Genomic DNA, 16,192 nt, shown 5'->3' with positions numbered 1-16,192 from the left:
GTGTCCGTGTCGCTCTGACCTGGATTAAGTTACGCGAGCACCCCCACAAACACCAAATCGCCAGGTCAACGCCGATTCCGGCCGCGTTCAGGGCACCCAGTACTTCGCAGCGAGGCTCTGGACCACCTCGTCGTCCTCGCCGGCCTGGGACAGCAACGCGAGATCGCCGTCGATATCGGTCAGGCGGGGGTCGTCGGCCTCCGCGGCGTCGATCGGCCGGCCCCCGTCCTCCGCACGCTGACGCATGATCTTGTCGCGGACCCGGTCCTTCAGAGAGTCACCCATATACCGAGCATGAGTGCGCCGGTTGTGGTTGTCGAGCGCCGAGGAGGGCGTGTCACCGGTCGTCGCGATCCCGGAACACGCGGATCGCCATGGGGATCACCACGACGAGCGCACCGATGATCAGGATCAGGGAGAAGATTTCCATCAACATGACTCCATGGTCCCTGTCCGCACGACATCACGCGAGGACGACCGAGCCCTGGAACCAGAAGAGCCCCTCACCGGTGGGTGAGGGGCTCTTCGTGGAGCTGCCTGTCGGAATCGAACCGACGACCTTTTCATTACGAGTGAAATGCTCTACCGACTGAGCTAAGGCAGCATGCCGTTCGGCGTCCGAAGTCTAGCGGACTACCCCCACCGGGATGCAAACCGGCACTTCAGTCACCGGAACGCAGCGCTCAAGCGCGCCGCCATGGCTGCCAGCGCGAACTTCGGCTTGACGTTCTGCGCGAGAGCCTCGCGGCACTCGAGGATCGCTTCGATGCAGTCGAGCAGGGCCTCCGGACTGGTACGGGAGGCGAGATCGGCTGCACGTTCGGTCATGTCCGGATGGTTGGGCGTCGCGGTGGAACCGAACGCGTGGGCGAGGGCATCCCGGTACAGCCCCGCGAGGTCGATGAGCGCGCGGTCCATGATGTCGCGTTCGGTCCGGGTCTTGCGGGACTTCTGCGTGCGCTCGAGTTCTTTCAGTACGCCGGCCGAACCGCGCAGCGCACCTGCGGCTCCCTTACCGGTACCGCCTGCACCGAGCGCCGTCCTCAGCTCTTCTGTCTCACGCTCGTCGCGTTCGACACTGATCTCCTTGGCTTCCACCTCGGCGCTGCGTCCGAGTTCCTCGGCTGCGGAGTACGTCGTCGCAGGCCGGAGAACGGCCCCGGCGAGCTCGAGGGCGCGGTTGCGGTTTTCCCGCGCGATCGTGTCGGTGGCCAGACGGCGGGCCCTGCCGACGTGGCCCGCACTCACCGACGCGGCCCACCGCGCAGTCTTCTCGTCGATGCCGTCGCTGAGCTGCAGGACCTCGGCGATCGACGCGGCGCTGGGCGTGACGAGACCGACGTGCCGGCAGCGGGACCGAAGCGTCACCGAGATGTCCTCGGGATCGGTCGACGGGGCGCACAGCAGGAACACGGTGCGTTGCGGCGGTTCTTCCACCACCTTCAGCAGCGCGTTGGCCGCTCCCTCGGTGAGACGGTCGGCATCCTCGATCACCACGACTTGCCACCGGCCGGTGCTGGGCCGGCGCGATGCGACCTGCACGATGGCGCGCATCGCCTTGACGCTGATGGTCAGGCCTTCGGGGATCACCCGCCGCACGTCGCCGTGGGTACCGGCCATCGTGGTGGTGCATGCGTGGCAGTGTCCACATCCCGGAGTCTGTTCGTCGGTGCACTGCAGCGCGGCCGCGAAGCACAACGCCGCGATGGACCTGCCCGATCCGGGCGGGCCGGTGAACAGCCACGAATGCGTCATCGCCGAGCCGGTATCGCCGTTGCGCGCAGCGACTGCAGCCGCAACGAGATCGGTCTCGACATCGTGCTGGCCGACGAGACGATCGAAGACACCGGACATGCCGACCAGCGTAACCACCGGCACCGACCTGTTCCGTCCGGCTGTCCGAAACGTTCAAGACCTACGTGCCCGGCCCGCTCTACCGTCGGGTCATGACCATTCGATTCTCTGCCATCGGCCTGGTTGTCGAGGACTTCGGGCGCTCCTTCGAGTGTTACCGCACACTCGGCCTCGACCTGCCCGCCGAAGCGCCCGACGCGCCGCACTTCGAGGTGACGGCGGCCGACGGTGTCCGTCTGATGTGGGACACGATCGACTCCGTGAAGTCGTTCGATCCGGGTTTCGAACCGGGGACGGGCGGGCCGAGCCTCGCATTCGAGTGCGGTTCACCGGGCGAGGTCGACGAGATGTACGCGGCACTGGTTGCCGCCGGGTGCACTTCGGCGATGAAGCCCTGGGATGCGGCGTGGGGGCAGCGTTACGCGAGCCTGCTCGATCCGGACGGCCACGGCATCGACCTGTTCGCTGCCCTTTCCGAGTAGTTACGGCCCGGACCGCGGACGGACGAGGTCACCGAGCGTCGATCCCGACAGGGCGCGCACCTCACGCGCGAGGTGCGACTGGTCGCTGTACCCGCACTCGGCCGCAACCCTGGCCGGGTCTTCGCCCGCACGAGCGCGTTCCACCGCCCGCCGGAAGCGCAGGACGCGGGACAGCGTCTTCGGCCCGTAGCCGAACGCCTGGTGTGCGCGCCGGCGGAGGGTTCGTTCACTCCAGCCGGCAGCGGTCGCGGCATCGGCGACCGTCATACCGGATGCGAATGCATGCGCGAGCCCCGACAGAGGACTTCGAGGTGCTTCGTCCAGATCGCGGCGAGCGGCATGGACGAGGCCGAACACCGGGTCGTCTTCGACGGCCGCCACGATGTCGCGGACCCGACGCGGGGACCAGATCTGGTCGAGGGAGACGCGCCGGTCGCGCAATTCGGAGGCGTCGACACCCAGGAACACGGGCCCGAGGCCGGGTGCGAACCGCACTGCCGCCAGTTTTCGCCGCGCCGCGAGGTCCGAGAACTGTGCGCGCGTGTCGGGACCCGCAACGAGAAGACCGTCTTCGTGCCAGATCAGATCCATGCATCCGTCGGGCAGAACGGTGTTTCCGGCCGGTCCGGCGGGATCGGGCGTCGACACCCAGGCGATGACCCCGGGTATCCCGGACGCCCATTCGCGGTACACACCGCAAGGGTAGGCGCCCGGGCCGGGATCAGTCTGCTGCCTTCTTCGCCGCGGCTTTCTTGGCCGGGGCCTTCTTCGCCGCGGTCTTCTTCGCTGCGGTCTTCTTCGCTGCGGTCTTCTTGGCGGGCGACTTCTTCGCCGCGGCCTTCTTGGTGGCCTTCTTCACCGGACCGCGCGCACGCCGGTCGGCGAGCAACTCCGAAGCCCGCTCGTCGGTGATCGTCGGGACCTCGTCACCCTTGCGCAGGCTCGCGTTGGTCTCGCCGTCGGTGACGTACGGACCGAACCGCCCGTCCTTGATCACCATGGGCTTTTCGCTCACCGGGTCCACGCCCAGTTCACGGAGAGGCGGCGTGGCCGCAGCCTGCCGGCCACGGCGCTTCGGCTCGGCGTAGATCTTCAGCGCCTCGTCGAGCGTGACGGTGAACATCTGCTCTTCGTCCGCCAGGGACCGCGAGTCGGTGCCCTTCTTCAGGTACGGACCGTAACGGCCGTTCTGCGCCGTGATCTCTTCACCCGACTCGGGATCGACACCCACGACGCGCGGGAGAGACAGCAGCCGGAGCGCGTCCTCCAACGTGACCGTCGACAGATCCATCGTCTTGAGCAGCGACGCGGTGCGCGGCTTCGGACCGGTGGCCTTCTTGGCCGCCTTCTTCGCGGGTGCCTTCTTCGCCGCCTTCTTGGCGACAGCCTTCTTCGTCGCGGTCTTCGTGCCACCGCCGGCGGCCTCGACCTCCTCGACGGGGATCGGTGTCACGTCCGGTTCGGGTTCCGGCTCCGGGGTGGACTCGGGCAGCAACTCGGTGACGTACGGACCGAAGCGGCCCTCCCGCGCGACGACCTCGTGACCGGTTGCGGGATCGACACCGAGCACGCGCCCCTCCTGGGGCGTGGAGAACAACTTCTCCGCGTACTCGAGCGTCAGCTCGTCCGGCGGCAGGTCGTCGGGGAGATTCGCGCGCTGGGAGATCGGGTCGCCGTCCGGGTCGTCCGGGTTGACCACCATCCGCTCGAGATACGGGCCGAACCGCCCGACCCGAACATGGACCTCGCGGCCCTCCGCGTCGTCGAACAGGCGGATCGAGTTGATCTCGCGGGCGTCGATGTCCTCGAGGTTCTCGCTGACGAGCTTCTTCAGGCCGCCCTGTCGTGCGACCGACTGCTCGCCGCCGTGCTCGCCGCCGAAGTAGAACCTCGTCAGCCAGTCGGTCCGGTGTTCGTGACCGGAGGCGATCTCGTCGAGGTCGTCTTCCATACCCGCGGTGAAGTCGTAGTTCACGAGCTGCGAGAAGTGGGATTCGAGTAGGCCGATCACGGCGAACGCCACCCAGGACGGGACGAGCGCACTGCCTCGCTTGTAGACGTATCCGCGATCGAGGATCGTCTTGATGATCGAGGCGTACGTCGAGGGCCGGCCGATGCCGAGTTCTTCGAGCGTCTTGATGAGGCTCGCCTCGGTGTACCGCGCCGGCGGGTTCGTGGAGTGGCCGTCGGGATCGAGCTTCGTCGCGGTGACCGCGGAGCCTTCGCTGAGGTTGGGCAGGCGCGACTCGGCGTCGTCGGACTGGCCGCCTGCCTCTTCGTCGACGCTCTCGACGTAGGCCTTGAGGAAGCCTGCGAACGTGATGGTGCGGCCCGACGACGAGAACGTGCACTCCTCCCCCGTGCCGGCGGTGCCGGTGATCCGGAGGGTGAGGGTGGTGCCGCGGACATCAGCCATCTGCGACGCGACGGTGCGCTGCCAGATCAGCTCGTAGAGGCGGAACTCGTCGCCGTCGAGACGCGCATGCAACTCACCCGGGGTGGCGAACACGTCGCCGGCGGGGCGGATCGCCTCGTGCGCTTCCTGCGCGTTCTTGACCTTACGGGTGTACTGGCGCGGCGTCGGGTGCACGAATTCGGCGCCGTACAGCTGGGTGGCCTGGGCGCGCGCTGCGCTGATCGCCGACTCGGACAGCGTCGTGGAGTCCGTACGCATGTACGTGATGTAGCCGTTCTCGTACAGCCGCTGCGCGATGCGCATGGTGCGTTCCGACGAGAACCTGAGCTTGCGCCCGGCTTCCTGCTGCAACGTCGAGGTCATGAACGGCGCATACGGCTTACGGGTGTACGGCTTGCTCTCGGCCGACGACACCGTCAGCGCGGTTCCGGCGAGCGCCTCGGCCAGACGACGCGCGTAGGTCTCGTCGAGAACCACGACGCCGGTGGACTTCAGCTTGCCGTCGGCACCGAAGTCACGGCCGGAAGCGACGCGGGAGCCGTCCACTCCGACCAGACGCGCACCGAACGAGCGGGGGCTCGCGGTTTCGCCCGCGTCCATGGTCGCCGCGATGTCCCAGTACTCGGCAGACCTGAATGCCATCCGCTCGCGTTCGCGCTGCACGATGATGCGGGTCGCGACGGACTGCACGCGCCCGGCCGACAAGCGCGGCATGACTTTCTTCCACAACACCGGGCTGACTTCGTAGCCGTACAGCCGGTCGAGGATGCGCCGGGTTTCCTGCGCGTCGACAAGGTCGGTGTCGAGTTCGCGGGTGTTCTCCGCGGCCGCCCGAATGGCGGATTCGGTGATCTCGTGGAACACCATGCGCCGGACCGGAACCTTGGGCTTGAGGGTCTCGAGCAGATGCCAGGCGATCGCCTCGCCCTCACGGTCGGGGTCGGTGGCGAGATAGAGCTCGTCGGCGTCCTTGAGGAGACTCTTCAGTTCGGAGACCTTGGACTTCTTCTCCGGGCTGACGACGTAGAGCGGCTCGAAATCGTGATCGACGTCGACACCGAGGCGGGCCCACGACTCACCCTTGAATTTGGCAGGGACATCCGCGGCGCCGCGCGGCAGATCCCTGATATGACCGACCGACGCCTCGACGACGTAATCGCGCCCCAGGTAGGGGGCGATTTTTTTCGCCTTGGTCGGGGATTCGACGATGACCAGCCGACGTGTACCCGAGGACCCGTCCGAAGTGCTCTTGTCTGCTGCCACCGTGCCGCCTGTGCCTTCCCTCTACCGACATGTCGCGCTTCTCGAAGACATGTATACCGACCACGTCCCCCCGACGTAGCCACACACAGGGTCGCACATCCTGGGCGGACGCCTCATCACGTGTGGTGGTCCCACGGCGCGGCACGAGGCCAGACCTCCCACGCCCCGGGGTCGTCGGGCGGTGCCCCGATGTTCTCGACGAGCCTGGTCAGGCGCTTGCGGCCGGACACTCGCAGGCCCGGCGACGACCCGCGTGTGCCGATGAGAGTGGGTGCGATACCGGCCCGCAGGAACGCCTCGGCGAGGGGCGCATGGGTGTCGGGTGTCTGTGGATCGAGGCCGAGGACGTATCGCTCTCCGTCCACTTCTTTCGTACCCGCGGCAAGAAACCATGCGCGCTGAGCACGCGAACTCGGCACCCACTCGAACGGCACCGTCTTCACCGTGCCGCGCATCCACAGCAAAGCCAATGGCACCGTCTCTGCGGCGAACGCCGTGCACACTGTCGTGCGGCCGTCGTCGGTGGTGCCGATCTCCGGTTCCAGCCCCGCCTCGGACATCAGGTGTGCGATCCCGGTAGCGCGCCAGGGGACATCGACAACGGCGGAGATCCGGGCCCGGTCTCCGCGAATCGCGACCCGGCCCTGGGCTGCCAGCACCCCGCTCAGGTCTGCGACCGAAGGTGGCCCGAGCTCGGCGCCGAAGAACGACAGCTGGCTCACGATCCTCCTTCCGGTCGATCGATACCCGAAAATGCATCGTCCCCCATCACCGGAGGTGACGGGGGACGATTCAGATGAGGAGTCGAGCCTCACCTTGCGCTCATGGGAGCAATCTCTCAGACAGCGCGCACGCCGGTGGCCTGCGGGCCCTTGGTGCCCTGACCGACCTCGAACTCCACGCGCTGGTTCTCCTCGAGGGTCCGGAAACCGGCGCCCTGGATCTCGGAGTAGTGAACGAACACGTCTGCAGAACCGTCCTCGGGAGCGATGAAGCCGAAGCCCTTCTCCGCGTTGAACCACTTCACAGTGCCCTGTGCCATGCTTTTCCTTCTCTTTCTTACCACCGGATTCGACAGACCACCGGAAACGCGGCCCGCCCGGCCCCGGTTCCGACCGCTGTACTTCCGAACCCCCGTGGGAAGAGCAAAGCACCGCGCCCGCAACCATCGATCCTGCGAGCGTTCACTCTCTCAAGTCCACGAACACAGAAGCTGCGACCGCGTGCCAGTCAACCATGCCCGGGGCGGTCGCGACAGTAGTAATGGGCACAAACGTCCCAGAAAAATCGAAGGTCCCCGACCGTCGGTACGATTACCGATCGGTAGTGGTTTCCGCCCGCCGCAGACGGCAGAACCGCCGCCCCCGTTCGACCCCGCAACCCCCGGAGCGCTCCGTGCCCAGCTCACCCCCGTTCGATCCGGGTAACGGCACGGCTGCGACCTACGGACGTGAACTCCTCGACCGCCTCCTGGCCGGAACACCCGCCGGCGAGTCCCCGCTCACCCACGTCGCCGCGCTGCCCACCCGGCCGGCGCAGCACACCGATTGGCCTCGCTGGGCAGCCGAGCCGGTGGTCCGGGCGCTGTGCGAGCACGGGGTACCGCAGCTGTGGAGCCATCAGGCCGCCGCCGCCGATCTCGCCGCCGCCGGGGAGAACGTGGTCGTCGCCACCGGAACCGCGTCCGGCAAGTCGGTGGCGTATCAACTTCCCGTGCTCACTGCCCTGGCAGCCGACCCGCAGGCCACCGCGCTGTATCTCTCCCCCACCAAGGCACTGGGGGCCGATCAGCTTCGCGCCGTCACCGAACTGACCATGATGGAGCCCGCACTGTCGACGGTGGCGGCGTGCGCGTACGACGGCGACACCAGCACGGAGATGCGGCAGTGGGCGCGCCGGCACTCACGGTGGATTTTCACCAATCCCGACATGTTGCACGTGTCGCTACTGCCCGGGCACGCACGGTGGGCGCGGATGCTGCGTCGGCTGAAATACGTGGTGATCGACGAATGCCACTCGTACCGAGGAGTTTTCGGGTCGCACGTCGCACTGATCCTGCGCCGGCTCCGGCGGCTGGCCCGACACTACGGCGCCGATCCCGTGTTCATCCTGGCCTCCGCGACCACCGGCGAACCGGCCGACGCGGCGTCCAGGCTCATCGGTGCACCGTGCCGTGCGGTGACCGAGGACGGGTCGCCACACGGACCCAGGACCGTCGCGATGTGGGAACCTCCGTTGCTGCGGGAGGTCACCGGAGAACACGGGGCTCCCGTGCGACGCGCGGCCGGAACCGAAGCGGCCCGGCTGCTCGCCGACCTCGTCGTCGAAGGTGCACGAACGCTGACGTTCGTGCGATCCCGGCACGGTGCGGAACTCACGGCCATGGGCGCGCGACGGTTGCTCGCCGCGGCAGCGCCCGACCTCGTCGATCGCGTTGCCGCCTACCGCGCCGGTTACCTCGCGGAAGATCGCCGCGACCTCGAGGCGGCGATCTCGGACGGACGTCTGCTCGGGGTGGCGAGTACGAACGCACTCGAACTCGGAGTCGACATCGCCGGTCTCGACGCGGTGGTCGTCGCGGGTTTTCCCGGCACCGTGGCCTCGTTCTGGCAGCAGGGCGGCCGCGCCGGGCGGCGCGGGCAGGGATCGCTGGTGGTGCTGGTCGCCCGCGACGACCCCCTCGACACGTATCTGGTGCACCATCCTCAGGCGTTGCTGGGCAGGCCGGTCGAGTCGACCGTGACCGACCCGGCGAACCCGTACGTCCTGGGGCCGCAGTTGCTCTGCGCGGCGTCGGAAAAGCCGCTGAGCGACGACGAAGTCGAGGAATACGACGCGTGGGAAGTCCTCGCTCGCCTCGCCGAGGACGGCCTCGTCCGCAGACGCCCGCACGGCTGGTTCGTCACTCCCGGTACGCATCCGCACGCCGAGATCGACATCCGCGGCGGCATCGGCGGGCAGGTCGCGATCGTGGAAGCGGAGACCGGGCGGATGCTCGGCACCGTCGAAGGCAGTCGCGCGCCCGCGACCATGCATCCGGGTGCCGTACACCTGCATCGGGGGGAATCCTTCGTTGTCGACGAACTGCACCTCGACGACGGAATCGCACTCGTCCACGCCGAGGACCCCGAATGGTCCACCAGCGCACGGGAAGTCACGGAGATCTGCTGCACGTCGATCGACGAGCATCGGGACCACGGCCCCGTCACCGTCGCGGCGGTAGGTGTCGAGGTGACGCATCAGGTGGTCGGATATCTCCGGCGTCTGTCCTCCGGCGAGATCCTCGATCAGATCCCGCTGGAGATGCCCGAGCAGACCCTTGCGACCCGCGCTGTGATGTACACCGTCGATCCCGGACTGCTCTCGCAGATCGGCCTCACGGCCGAGCGGATCCCGGGTTCGCTCCACGCCGCCGAACACGCGGCGATCGGTTTGCTCCCCCTCGTCGCCACGTGCGATCGAGGGGATATCGGCGGCGTCTCCACCGACCTGCACCCGGACACCGGTCTTCCCACGGTCTTCGTCTACGACGGGCAGCCCGGCGGAGCCGGATTCGCCGAGCGCGGCTACCGCCGGATCTCGCAATGGCTCGAGGCAACCCGAGACGCCGTCGCAGCGTGCGAGTGCGTCTCGGGTTGCCCGTCGTGCGTGTATTCACCCAAGTGCGGCAACGGCAACGATCCGCTCGACAAGTCGGGCGCCGTGCTCGTCCTGACCGCCGTGCTCGACGCGATCGGCAGCCAGGACTGACACCGCATTACAACCGTCAGACCGCCGGCCTGTGCTCGTCCTCGGCACGTTCGGCGGCCAGCAGTGCCGCACGCTCTTTCCGCCGGAGCGCCTGCTGGGCCGGGTCCGGAACCGGGACAGCCGCCAACAACCGCTTGGTGTACGGATCGGACGGCGACCGCAGAATACGATCGGTCCGGTCGAACTCCACGAGCTTGCCGGCCCGCATCACCGCGATACGACGTGCAAGCACCTCCACGACGGCAAGGTCGTGGCTGATGAACAGGCATGCGAAGCCGTATTCGCGCTGCAGTTCCTGGAACAGCTCGAGCACCTTGGCCTGCACCGAGACGTCGAGCGCCGACGTCGGTTCGTCCGCCACCAGCAGTGTCGGTTCGAGAGCCAGCGCCCGGGCGATACCCACGCGCTGACGCTGACCACCGGAAAGCTGATGCGGGTAGCGGTTGCGCATGTCTCGCGGCAACTGAACCTGATCGAGCAGTTCCTCGACCTTCTTGTCGCGCTGGGTGCGGTCCATTTCGGTGTGCAGCAGCATCGGCTCGCCGATGGACTGTCCGATGGGCCAGCGCGGGTTCAGCGACGAACCCGGGTCCTGGAACACGATGCCGACCTTGCGGCGGACCGGGCGCAGATCGCGTGTCGACATCTTCGTGATGTCGGTGCCCGCAACGGACAGTGAGCCGGAGTGCAACTTGAGCAATCCCACTACGGCCTTGCCGATCGTCGACTTGCCCGAACCGGACTCTCCGACGAGTCCCACGACCTCACCGGGCTCGATGTTGAGGCTCACGCCGTCGACCGCCCGGAAGCCGCTGTTGCGACGCGCCCCGGGGTACTCGATCACGCCGTCGACGATTTCGAGTGCGTACCGCACGTCCGGGGTGTCGTCGGTTCCGGCTTCGCCGACCCGCGAGCCGAGGTGGGGCACCGACGCCAGCAGTTCACGGGTGTAGGCGTGCTCCGGCTTGTTGAAGACCTTGTCCGACGTCCCCTGCTCGACGATGGCACCGTTGCGCATGACGAGGATGCGGTCGGCCATGTCGGCGACGACACCCATGTCGTGCGTGATGAGCACGATCGCCGCGTCCACGCGTTCGCGCAGATCCCGCATCAGCTGCAGGATCTCGGCCTGCACCGTGACGTCGAGCGCTGTGGTGGGCTCGTCGGCGATGAGCACCGACGGTTCGGAGGCCAGCGCCTGGGCGATCATCGCTCGCTGGCGCTGCCCGCCGGAAAGCTGGTGCGGGTAGTACTTGACCCGCTTCTCCGGTTCGGGCATATCCACGAGACGGAGCAGCTCGATCACACGCTCCTTGGCCTGCGCTTTGGTCATGTCCGAGTGCGAGCGAATGGCCTCGGTTATCTGCCACCCGATCGTGTAGACGGGGTTCAGGGCCGTCATGGGCTCCTGGAAGATCACGGCAATGTCTTTGCCGCGCACCGAGTTCAGTTCACGTTCCGACAGACCGACGAGTTCACGACCGTCGAGAGTGATGCTGCCGCGGACACGGCTGTTGTCGGCGAGCAGACCCGGTACGGCCATGGCCGTCGTCGATTTACCCGATCCGGATTCGCCGACGATCGCCAGGATTTCGCCCCGCGCCACCTCGAACGAGACGTCACGTACGGCTGTTCTCCAGGTCTTGTCCACCTCGAAGTCGATGGTCAGACCGGAGACTCCGAGGATTGCGCGGTCGGTCGTGGTCTCGTCGATCGTGTCGACACTCATTGCGTCAGCTCCGTTTCGGGTCGAGCGCATCTCGCAGCGCATCACCCATGAGAATGAAGGCCAGCACGGTCACCGACAGGAACGCGGCCGGGAACAGCACCAGGTGCGGCGACGTCGAGATGTAGTTCTGGCCCAGGTTGATCTGCAGGCCCCATGACATGGCGGGCATTTGCAAGCCGATACCGAGGTACGACAGTGCTGATTCCGCGGCAATGAACGTACCGACGGCGATGGTGGCGTAGACCAGAACAGGGGTCAGCGCGTTCGGCAGAATGTGCCGGACCAGGATGCGGAAGGTCGAGGCTCCCAGCACCTGGGCGGCCTGAACGTACTCGCTCTCCTTGATGGCGATGACCGACGAACGCACCAGGCGCATTGCTGTCATCCAGCCGAAAGTGATCAGTGCCAGCGACACGGTCCAGATGGTCCGCTCGGACGTCACCGTCAGCAGCACCAGCGCGCCGAGCAGGAGCGGGATGCCGAAGAAGATGTCCGTGAAACGGGCGAGCACGCTGTCGAGGGCGCCACCGAAATAGCCGGCGAGCGCACCGATCAGCACACCGATGATCAGGACACCGATGACTGCGAGGAGGCCGATGCTCAGGGAGACGCGGGCACCGTAGATCACGTTGGCGTAGTAGTCGCAGCCCTGCAGATCCGTTCCGAACCAGTGCTGTGCACTCGGTGGCCGGCGGCTGTCGGACAGGTTGCACGCCCGAGGGTCGATGCCGCGGGCGAACAGCTGCGGCATCAGCGCCATCATCACCAGGACGATGGTGATGATCCCGCCGAACCAGAAGAACACGCTGCGGCGCAACTTCTTCCACGCGTTGCCCCACAAGCTCGCCTGGCCCACCAGTTGGACGGCTTCGCCCGTCATGACATTGCCCGGCTCGCCCTCCTCCACGGCATGTGTACGGGCGGCCTCGGCATTTTTGGAATCCATACCACTACTCGTATCTGATCCGGGGGTCGAGGAATGCGTACAGCACGTCCACGACGAGGTTGAAGAAGATGTAGAAGAAGACCATCAGCGTGACGATGCCGACGACCACCGCACCTTCCTGGTTCTGTACAGCGTCGAAGATTGCGCGGCCCAGTCCGGGAATGTTGAACACCGATTCGGTGATGATCGCGCCGCCCAGCAGTGCGCCGATATCGGCGCCGATGAAGGTCACCACGGGTATCAAGCTGTTACGCAGCGCATGCCGGACCACGATGCGTCGATACCCGACGCCCTTGGCCCGCGCGGTGCGAATGTAATCGGCGGCCATCGACTCCGACACCGCGGTGCGAGTCAGCCGGGCAACGTATGCCATCGACAGCGACGCGAGCACCAGGCCCGGGAGCAGGAAGCTGTACCAGCCGTTGTTGATACCGGCGATCGGGAACAGTCCCAGCTTGTATCCGAGGACGTACTGCGAGACGAAGCCGAGGACGAACACCGGCACCGACACCAGCAGTGTCGACGAGACGAGCACCAGGTTGTCGAAGAAGGAGTTGCGACGCAGGGCTGCGAGCACGCCGGCCGTGATACCGATGACGACCTCGAAGGCGACGGCTACCGCCGTCAACTGCATGGTGACCGGCATCCGTTGCGCGATGGTGTCCAGCACCGGCCTTCCGGAGAAGTCGGAACCGAAGTCGCCCTGCAGAAGTCCGCCGACGTACTTGATGTACTGGACGAAGAACGGATCGTCCAGGTTGTACTGGGCGCGAAGCTGCGCGATGACCGCGGGCGCGAGCGGACGATCACCCGCGAGGGCACGAATGGGGTCGCCCGGGAGGGCGTAGACCATCGCAAAGATCAGAAAAGAGGCGCCGATCAGGACCGGAATGGTCAGCAGCAATCGGCGCGTGATGAAGCGACCCACTGGGTTCTCCTATACGGAACAGAACGTCCTACACAGTGGTGGGGTGCCTCGCTTGTGCGAAACACCCCACCACTTGTCACTCAGTTGACCGTGACGTCTTCGACCACGATGTCGCCGAACGCGTCGATCTTCACGTTGTCGACCCGGTCGCTGTACACGGCCTGGTTGAGACCGTAGAACAGCGGTGCGGAAGGCATGTCGCGGAACAGGATGTCCTCGGCCTTCTGGTACTCCGTCGTGGCAGCCTCGAGCGAGTCGGCGTTGTTACCGGCCGACAGGGCCGCGTCGAACTCGGGGTTGCTGTAGAAGGTGTTGTTCGAGCCCGCGGGCGGCAATGCGCTGGTGCTGTAGATCGGTGCGAGGAAGTTGTACAGGGACGGGTAGTCCATGATCCAGGCGAAGCGGAACGGGCCGGTCATGCCCTTCTCGTCCTGCAACGGCAGGTACTGCGCGAACTGCAGATCGCCGCGCAGCACGTACTCGATACCGAGGTTGCTGCGGATCTGGTTACCGACCGCGGTCATCCACGGGTCGTGCGCGGCTCCGGCGTTGAACCACAGATCAACGGGCTGGCTGCGATCGAAGCCGGCCTCGTCGAGAAGCTTGTTGGCCTGCTCGACGTTCAGCTCACACTTAGCGCCACAGGCGTCCTCACGGTAACCCTCGACGACCGGGGACCCGAAGGACTTGGCCGGCGTACGAGTGTTGGTGAAGATGGCCTCGGTGATGGCTCCACGATCGATGGCCATCGAGAAGGCTTCACGGACACGGGGATCCGAGAAACGCGGGTCGTAGGTGGGGAAGCTGAGCGAGGTGATGTCGGGGCGCGGGCGCTCGAGGTAGCGATCACCGAACTGATCGCGAGCGGTGGCCCACGCGTCCGGCGGCAGGTCCAGCATCACGTCGAGGCCGCCGGCCTGGACGTCCGTGTAACCGGTGGCCAGTTCGGTGTAGACCTTGAACTGCACGCCGTTCGACTGCGCGGCGTTCTCACCGGCGTAGTCCTCGTACTTGGTCACGGTGAAGCCCTGACCGTCGACGAAGTCCTCGTCGGCCTTGAACGGGCCGTTGCCGATCGGACGACGGCCGAAGCCCTCGGGATCGGAGAAGAAGGCTTCGGGCAGCGGCATGAACGCCGAGTACCCGAGCGTGATCGGGTAGATCGCGAAGGGCTCCTTCAGCTCGACCGAGATGGTCGAGTCGTCCACTGCCTTCAGACCGGACATGGTGGTCGCGGCCGGCTCGCCGCCCTCTGCGGCCTGCAGATCGTCGTAGCCCTTCACGTTCTCGAAGAAGTACGACGCGCCGTATGCGTTGGTGCTCAGCGCGGTGTAGTTCCAGGCGTCGACGTAGGACTTGGCATTGACGGGAGTCCCGTCGTGGAACGTCCAGTCCGGCTTCAGCTTGATGGTCCAGTTGACCTGGTCCTCGGACTCGACCGACTCTGCGACGCCGGTGTACTCGACCTCGCTGGTCTCGTCGTTGTAGTTCACCAAGGGCGCGAACAGCGCCTTGAGGACCTGGTTGCCCTCACTCTCGGTGGTGTTGCCGGGAACCAGGGGGTTCTCGGGTTGACCGATGTACAGGCTGTACGTGCCCTCACTACTGCCGGCAGCACTACTGCCGCCACATGCCGCAAGCATGCCGACGGCTACGAAGCCCACCGACACGACCGCGATCGTGCGCTTGATCCTCAAAATCAATCCTTCCTCAGCCCCAACGGGACAGCACCGCTGTCCACGAAGTCCGCGATGATCCACGGTGTCGGTGTGAGCCACAAGAACAAGACCGTGCGGCCCGGAACGTCGGTTGACTCTAGACACACGCCTAGCGACGGACGTGCACGCCCCGCCGGAAAGAAAGCCCGACGAACCCGACGAAATGCGTCCTTAACGCGACGAGCGGGGGTCGCACGGGCCGGGCGAGCCGAGCGAATCCGCGCTTCCATCCACCGGAAGCGTTATCGCAGCACTACACCGCGCCCCGAGGCCTCGTAAATCCGGCAAGTGGCCGACGGCGCCGGAGCCCTCAGTCATGTGTGACACCCGTCACATGTGATGGGTGTCACATCGGTCTCGATCGGACGGTCCGCTCCTCATTCGGTGCCTGTCACCGCGGCCGGACCCGCTCGCGCGACCGCCCTCGCTTCGTCCCCGCCGAAGAGCGACGACACCGGAGCGGTCACCTCGAGGAGCGCGTACCAGTTCTCGATGTCGCATCGTCGCACCCGCACGTGCATGCGAAGCGCGATGGGCTCGGCCGCCTCGCACGCCGCCACGACACCGCGATCGAGCGCCGACGCGACGGCCACCGCGGCGAGGTCGGCCGCGCCCTGCGCACGGTGCCGTGCGACGACGACCGATCCGACATGAAGCAGCGTCGCGGTGACGGCGATCAGGGCCGCCATCACGGCGCAGCCGATCACGCTCGCGCTCCCGCGGTCACCCGCCGGAAGCCGGTCCGACATCACCGCAACCCCTCCGGTTCCCGCACCGAGACGGCTTCGGCCGTCAAGGTCACCAGAGGAAACAGAGGACTCTCGGCCGTCACGACAGCCACGATCAGATCTCCCTCCTCCCGCAGCGTGATTCCGGCGTCGGGGGGCGCGACACGGGCGGCCACCTCGACCGCCCGTGTGCGATCACCTCGTGCGGCGAGTCGCGCCGCCTCTCGCGCCGCGTCGTGACACCGCACCTGATACGCGATGCTCAGCACCGCACCGAGGCACAGGACCAGCACGGTCACCAGACTCGCGATCGCAAGCGCCGCTTCGACGGTGACGCCGCCGGCATCCCCGGCCCGGAATCCCCGGATCGCCTCGCAC

General features: G+C 66.7%; 14 protein-coding genes and 1 tRNA gene. 2 read left to right on the top strand and 13 right to left on the bottom strand.

Annotated elements, in window-relative coordinates:
• Positions 1 to 87 precede the first annotated feature (87 nt).
• The 3 genes from HF886_RS17840 to HF886_RS17830 all read right to left on the bottom strand — a co-directional run bounded on the left by HF886_RS17840 (position 88) and on the right by HF886_RS17830 (position 1,854).
• A complete protein-coding gene (locus tag HF886_RS17840; protein WP_169623033.1) occupies positions 88 to 285 on the bottom strand; it encodes a hypothetical protein in 198 nt (65 codons plus the stop codon).
• A gap of 243 nt (positions 286 to 528) precedes the next feature.
• Positions 529 to 604: transfer RNA gene (locus HF886_RS17835), tRNA-Thr, on the bottom strand.
• 62 nt (positions 605 to 666) lie between these two features.
• Complete coding sequence (locus tag HF886_RS17830) at positions 667 to 1,854, bottom strand: DNA polymerase III subunit delta' (RefSeq protein ID WP_169653040.1); 1,188 nt, start codon at positions 1,852 to 1,854, stop codon at positions 667 to 669.
• 92 nt (positions 1,855 to 1,946) lie between these two features.
• On the opposite strand from HF886_RS17830, the gene HF886_RS17825 reads away from it, so the two are divergent.
• Positions 1,947 to 2,336: a VOC family protein gene (locus HF886_RS17825; RefSeq protein ID WP_169653039.1), complete on the top strand. Its 390-nt coding sequence runs from the start codon at positions 1,947 to 1,949 to the stop codon at positions 2,334 to 2,336.
• Here HF886_RS17825 and HF886_RS21435 read toward each other — a convergent pair whose 3' ends face one another.
• The 4 genes from HF886_RS21435 to HF886_RS17805 all read right to left on the bottom strand — a co-directional run bounded on the left by HF886_RS21435 (position 2,337) and on the right by HF886_RS17805 (position 7,057).
• The gene (locus tag HF886_RS21435) at positions 2,337 to 3,029 is read right to left on the bottom strand and encodes a helix-turn-helix transcriptional regulator (RefSeq protein ID WP_169653038.1); all 693 of its coding nucleotides are present in this window, start codon (positions 3,027 to 3,029) and stop codon (positions 2,337 to 2,339) included.
• Positions 3,030 to 3,057: 28 nt separating this feature from the next.
• The gene (topA, locus tag HF886_RS17815) at positions 3,058 to 6,015 is read right to left on the bottom strand and encodes a type I DNA topoisomerase (protein WP_169653037.1); all 2,958 of its coding nucleotides are present in this window, start codon (positions 6,013 to 6,015) and stop codon (positions 3,058 to 3,060) included.
• A 116-nt stretch (positions 6,016 to 6,131) separates the two neighbouring features.
• Positions 6,132 to 6,737: a hypothetical protein gene (locus HF886_RS17810; RefSeq protein WP_169653036.1), complete on the bottom strand. Its 606-nt coding sequence runs from the start codon at positions 6,735 to 6,737 to the stop codon at positions 6,132 to 6,134.
• A 116-nt stretch (positions 6,738 to 6,853) separates the two neighbouring features.
• Positions 6,854 to 7,057 (bottom strand): cold-shock protein, encoded by a 204-nt coding sequence (locus tag HF886_RS17805; protein WP_054720028.1) that lies wholly within the window; start codon positions 7,055 to 7,057, stop codon positions 6,854 to 6,856.
• Positions 7,058 to 7,410: 353 nt separating this feature from the next.
• Here HF886_RS17805 and HF886_RS17800 point away from each other — a divergent pair, with 353 nt between their 5' ends.
• Positions 7,411 to 9,765 carry a DEAD/DEAH box helicase gene (locus tag HF886_RS17800; RefSeq protein ID WP_346765401.1) on the top strand — a complete coding sequence of 785 codons (2,355 nt, stop codon included), beginning with the start codon at positions 7,411 to 7,413 and terminating at the stop codon, positions 9,763 to 9,765.
• A 16-nt stretch (positions 9,766 to 9,781) separates the two neighbouring features.
• On the opposite strand, the gene HF886_RS17795 is transcribed toward HF886_RS17800, so the two are convergent.
• The 6 genes from HF886_RS17795 to HF886_RS17770 all read right to left on the bottom strand — a co-directional run bounded on the left by HF886_RS17795 (position 9,782) and on the right by HF886_RS17770 (position 16,182).
• Positions 9,782 to 11,452, bottom strand: coding sequence for an ABC transporter ATP-binding protein (locus tag HF886_RS17795; RefSeq protein ID WP_169653050.1), 1,671 nt, complete (start codon positions 11,450 to 11,452; stop codon positions 9,782 to 9,784).
• A 46-nt stretch (positions 11,453 to 11,498) separates the two neighbouring features.
• Positions 11,499 to 12,374 (bottom strand): ABC transporter permease, encoded by an 876-nt coding sequence (locus HF886_RS17790; protein WP_169653049.1) that lies wholly within the window; start codon positions 12,372 to 12,374, stop codon positions 11,499 to 11,501.
• Between the two features lie 70 nt (positions 12,375 to 12,444).
• Positions 12,445 to 13,368, bottom strand: coding sequence for an ABC transporter permease (locus HF886_RS17785; protein WP_169653034.1), 924 nt, complete (start codon positions 13,366 to 13,368; stop codon positions 12,445 to 12,447).
• Between the two features lie 80 nt (positions 13,369 to 13,448).
• Positions 13,449 to 15,065: an ABC transporter substrate-binding protein gene (locus tag HF886_RS17780; protein ID WP_206038894.1), complete on the bottom strand. Its 1,617-nt coding sequence runs from the start codon at positions 15,063 to 15,065 to the stop codon at positions 13,449 to 13,451.
• Between the two features lie 398 nt (positions 15,066 to 15,463).
• Positions 15,464 to 15,835, bottom strand: coding sequence for an Rv3654c family TadE-like protein (locus tag HF886_RS17775; protein ID WP_169623041.1), 372 nt, complete (start codon positions 15,833 to 15,835; stop codon positions 15,464 to 15,466).
• Positions 15,835 to 16,182 carry a TadE family type IV pilus minor pilin gene (locus HF886_RS17770; protein WP_169623065.1) on the bottom strand — a complete coding sequence of 116 codons (348 nt, stop codon included), beginning with the start codon at positions 16,180 to 16,182 and terminating at the stop codon, positions 15,835 to 15,837. Before HF886_RS17770 ends, HF886_RS17775 begins: the two co-directional genes overlap by 1 nt.
• Positions 16,183 to 16,192: the final 10 nt, after the last annotated feature.

This window comes from Rhodococcus sp. 105337, assembly GCF_012844225.1.
Lineage (GTDB): Bacteria > Actinomycetota > Actinomycetes > Mycobacteriales > Mycobacteriaceae > Rhodococcus.
This window is presented reverse-complemented; position numbering and strand designations above follow the sequence as displayed.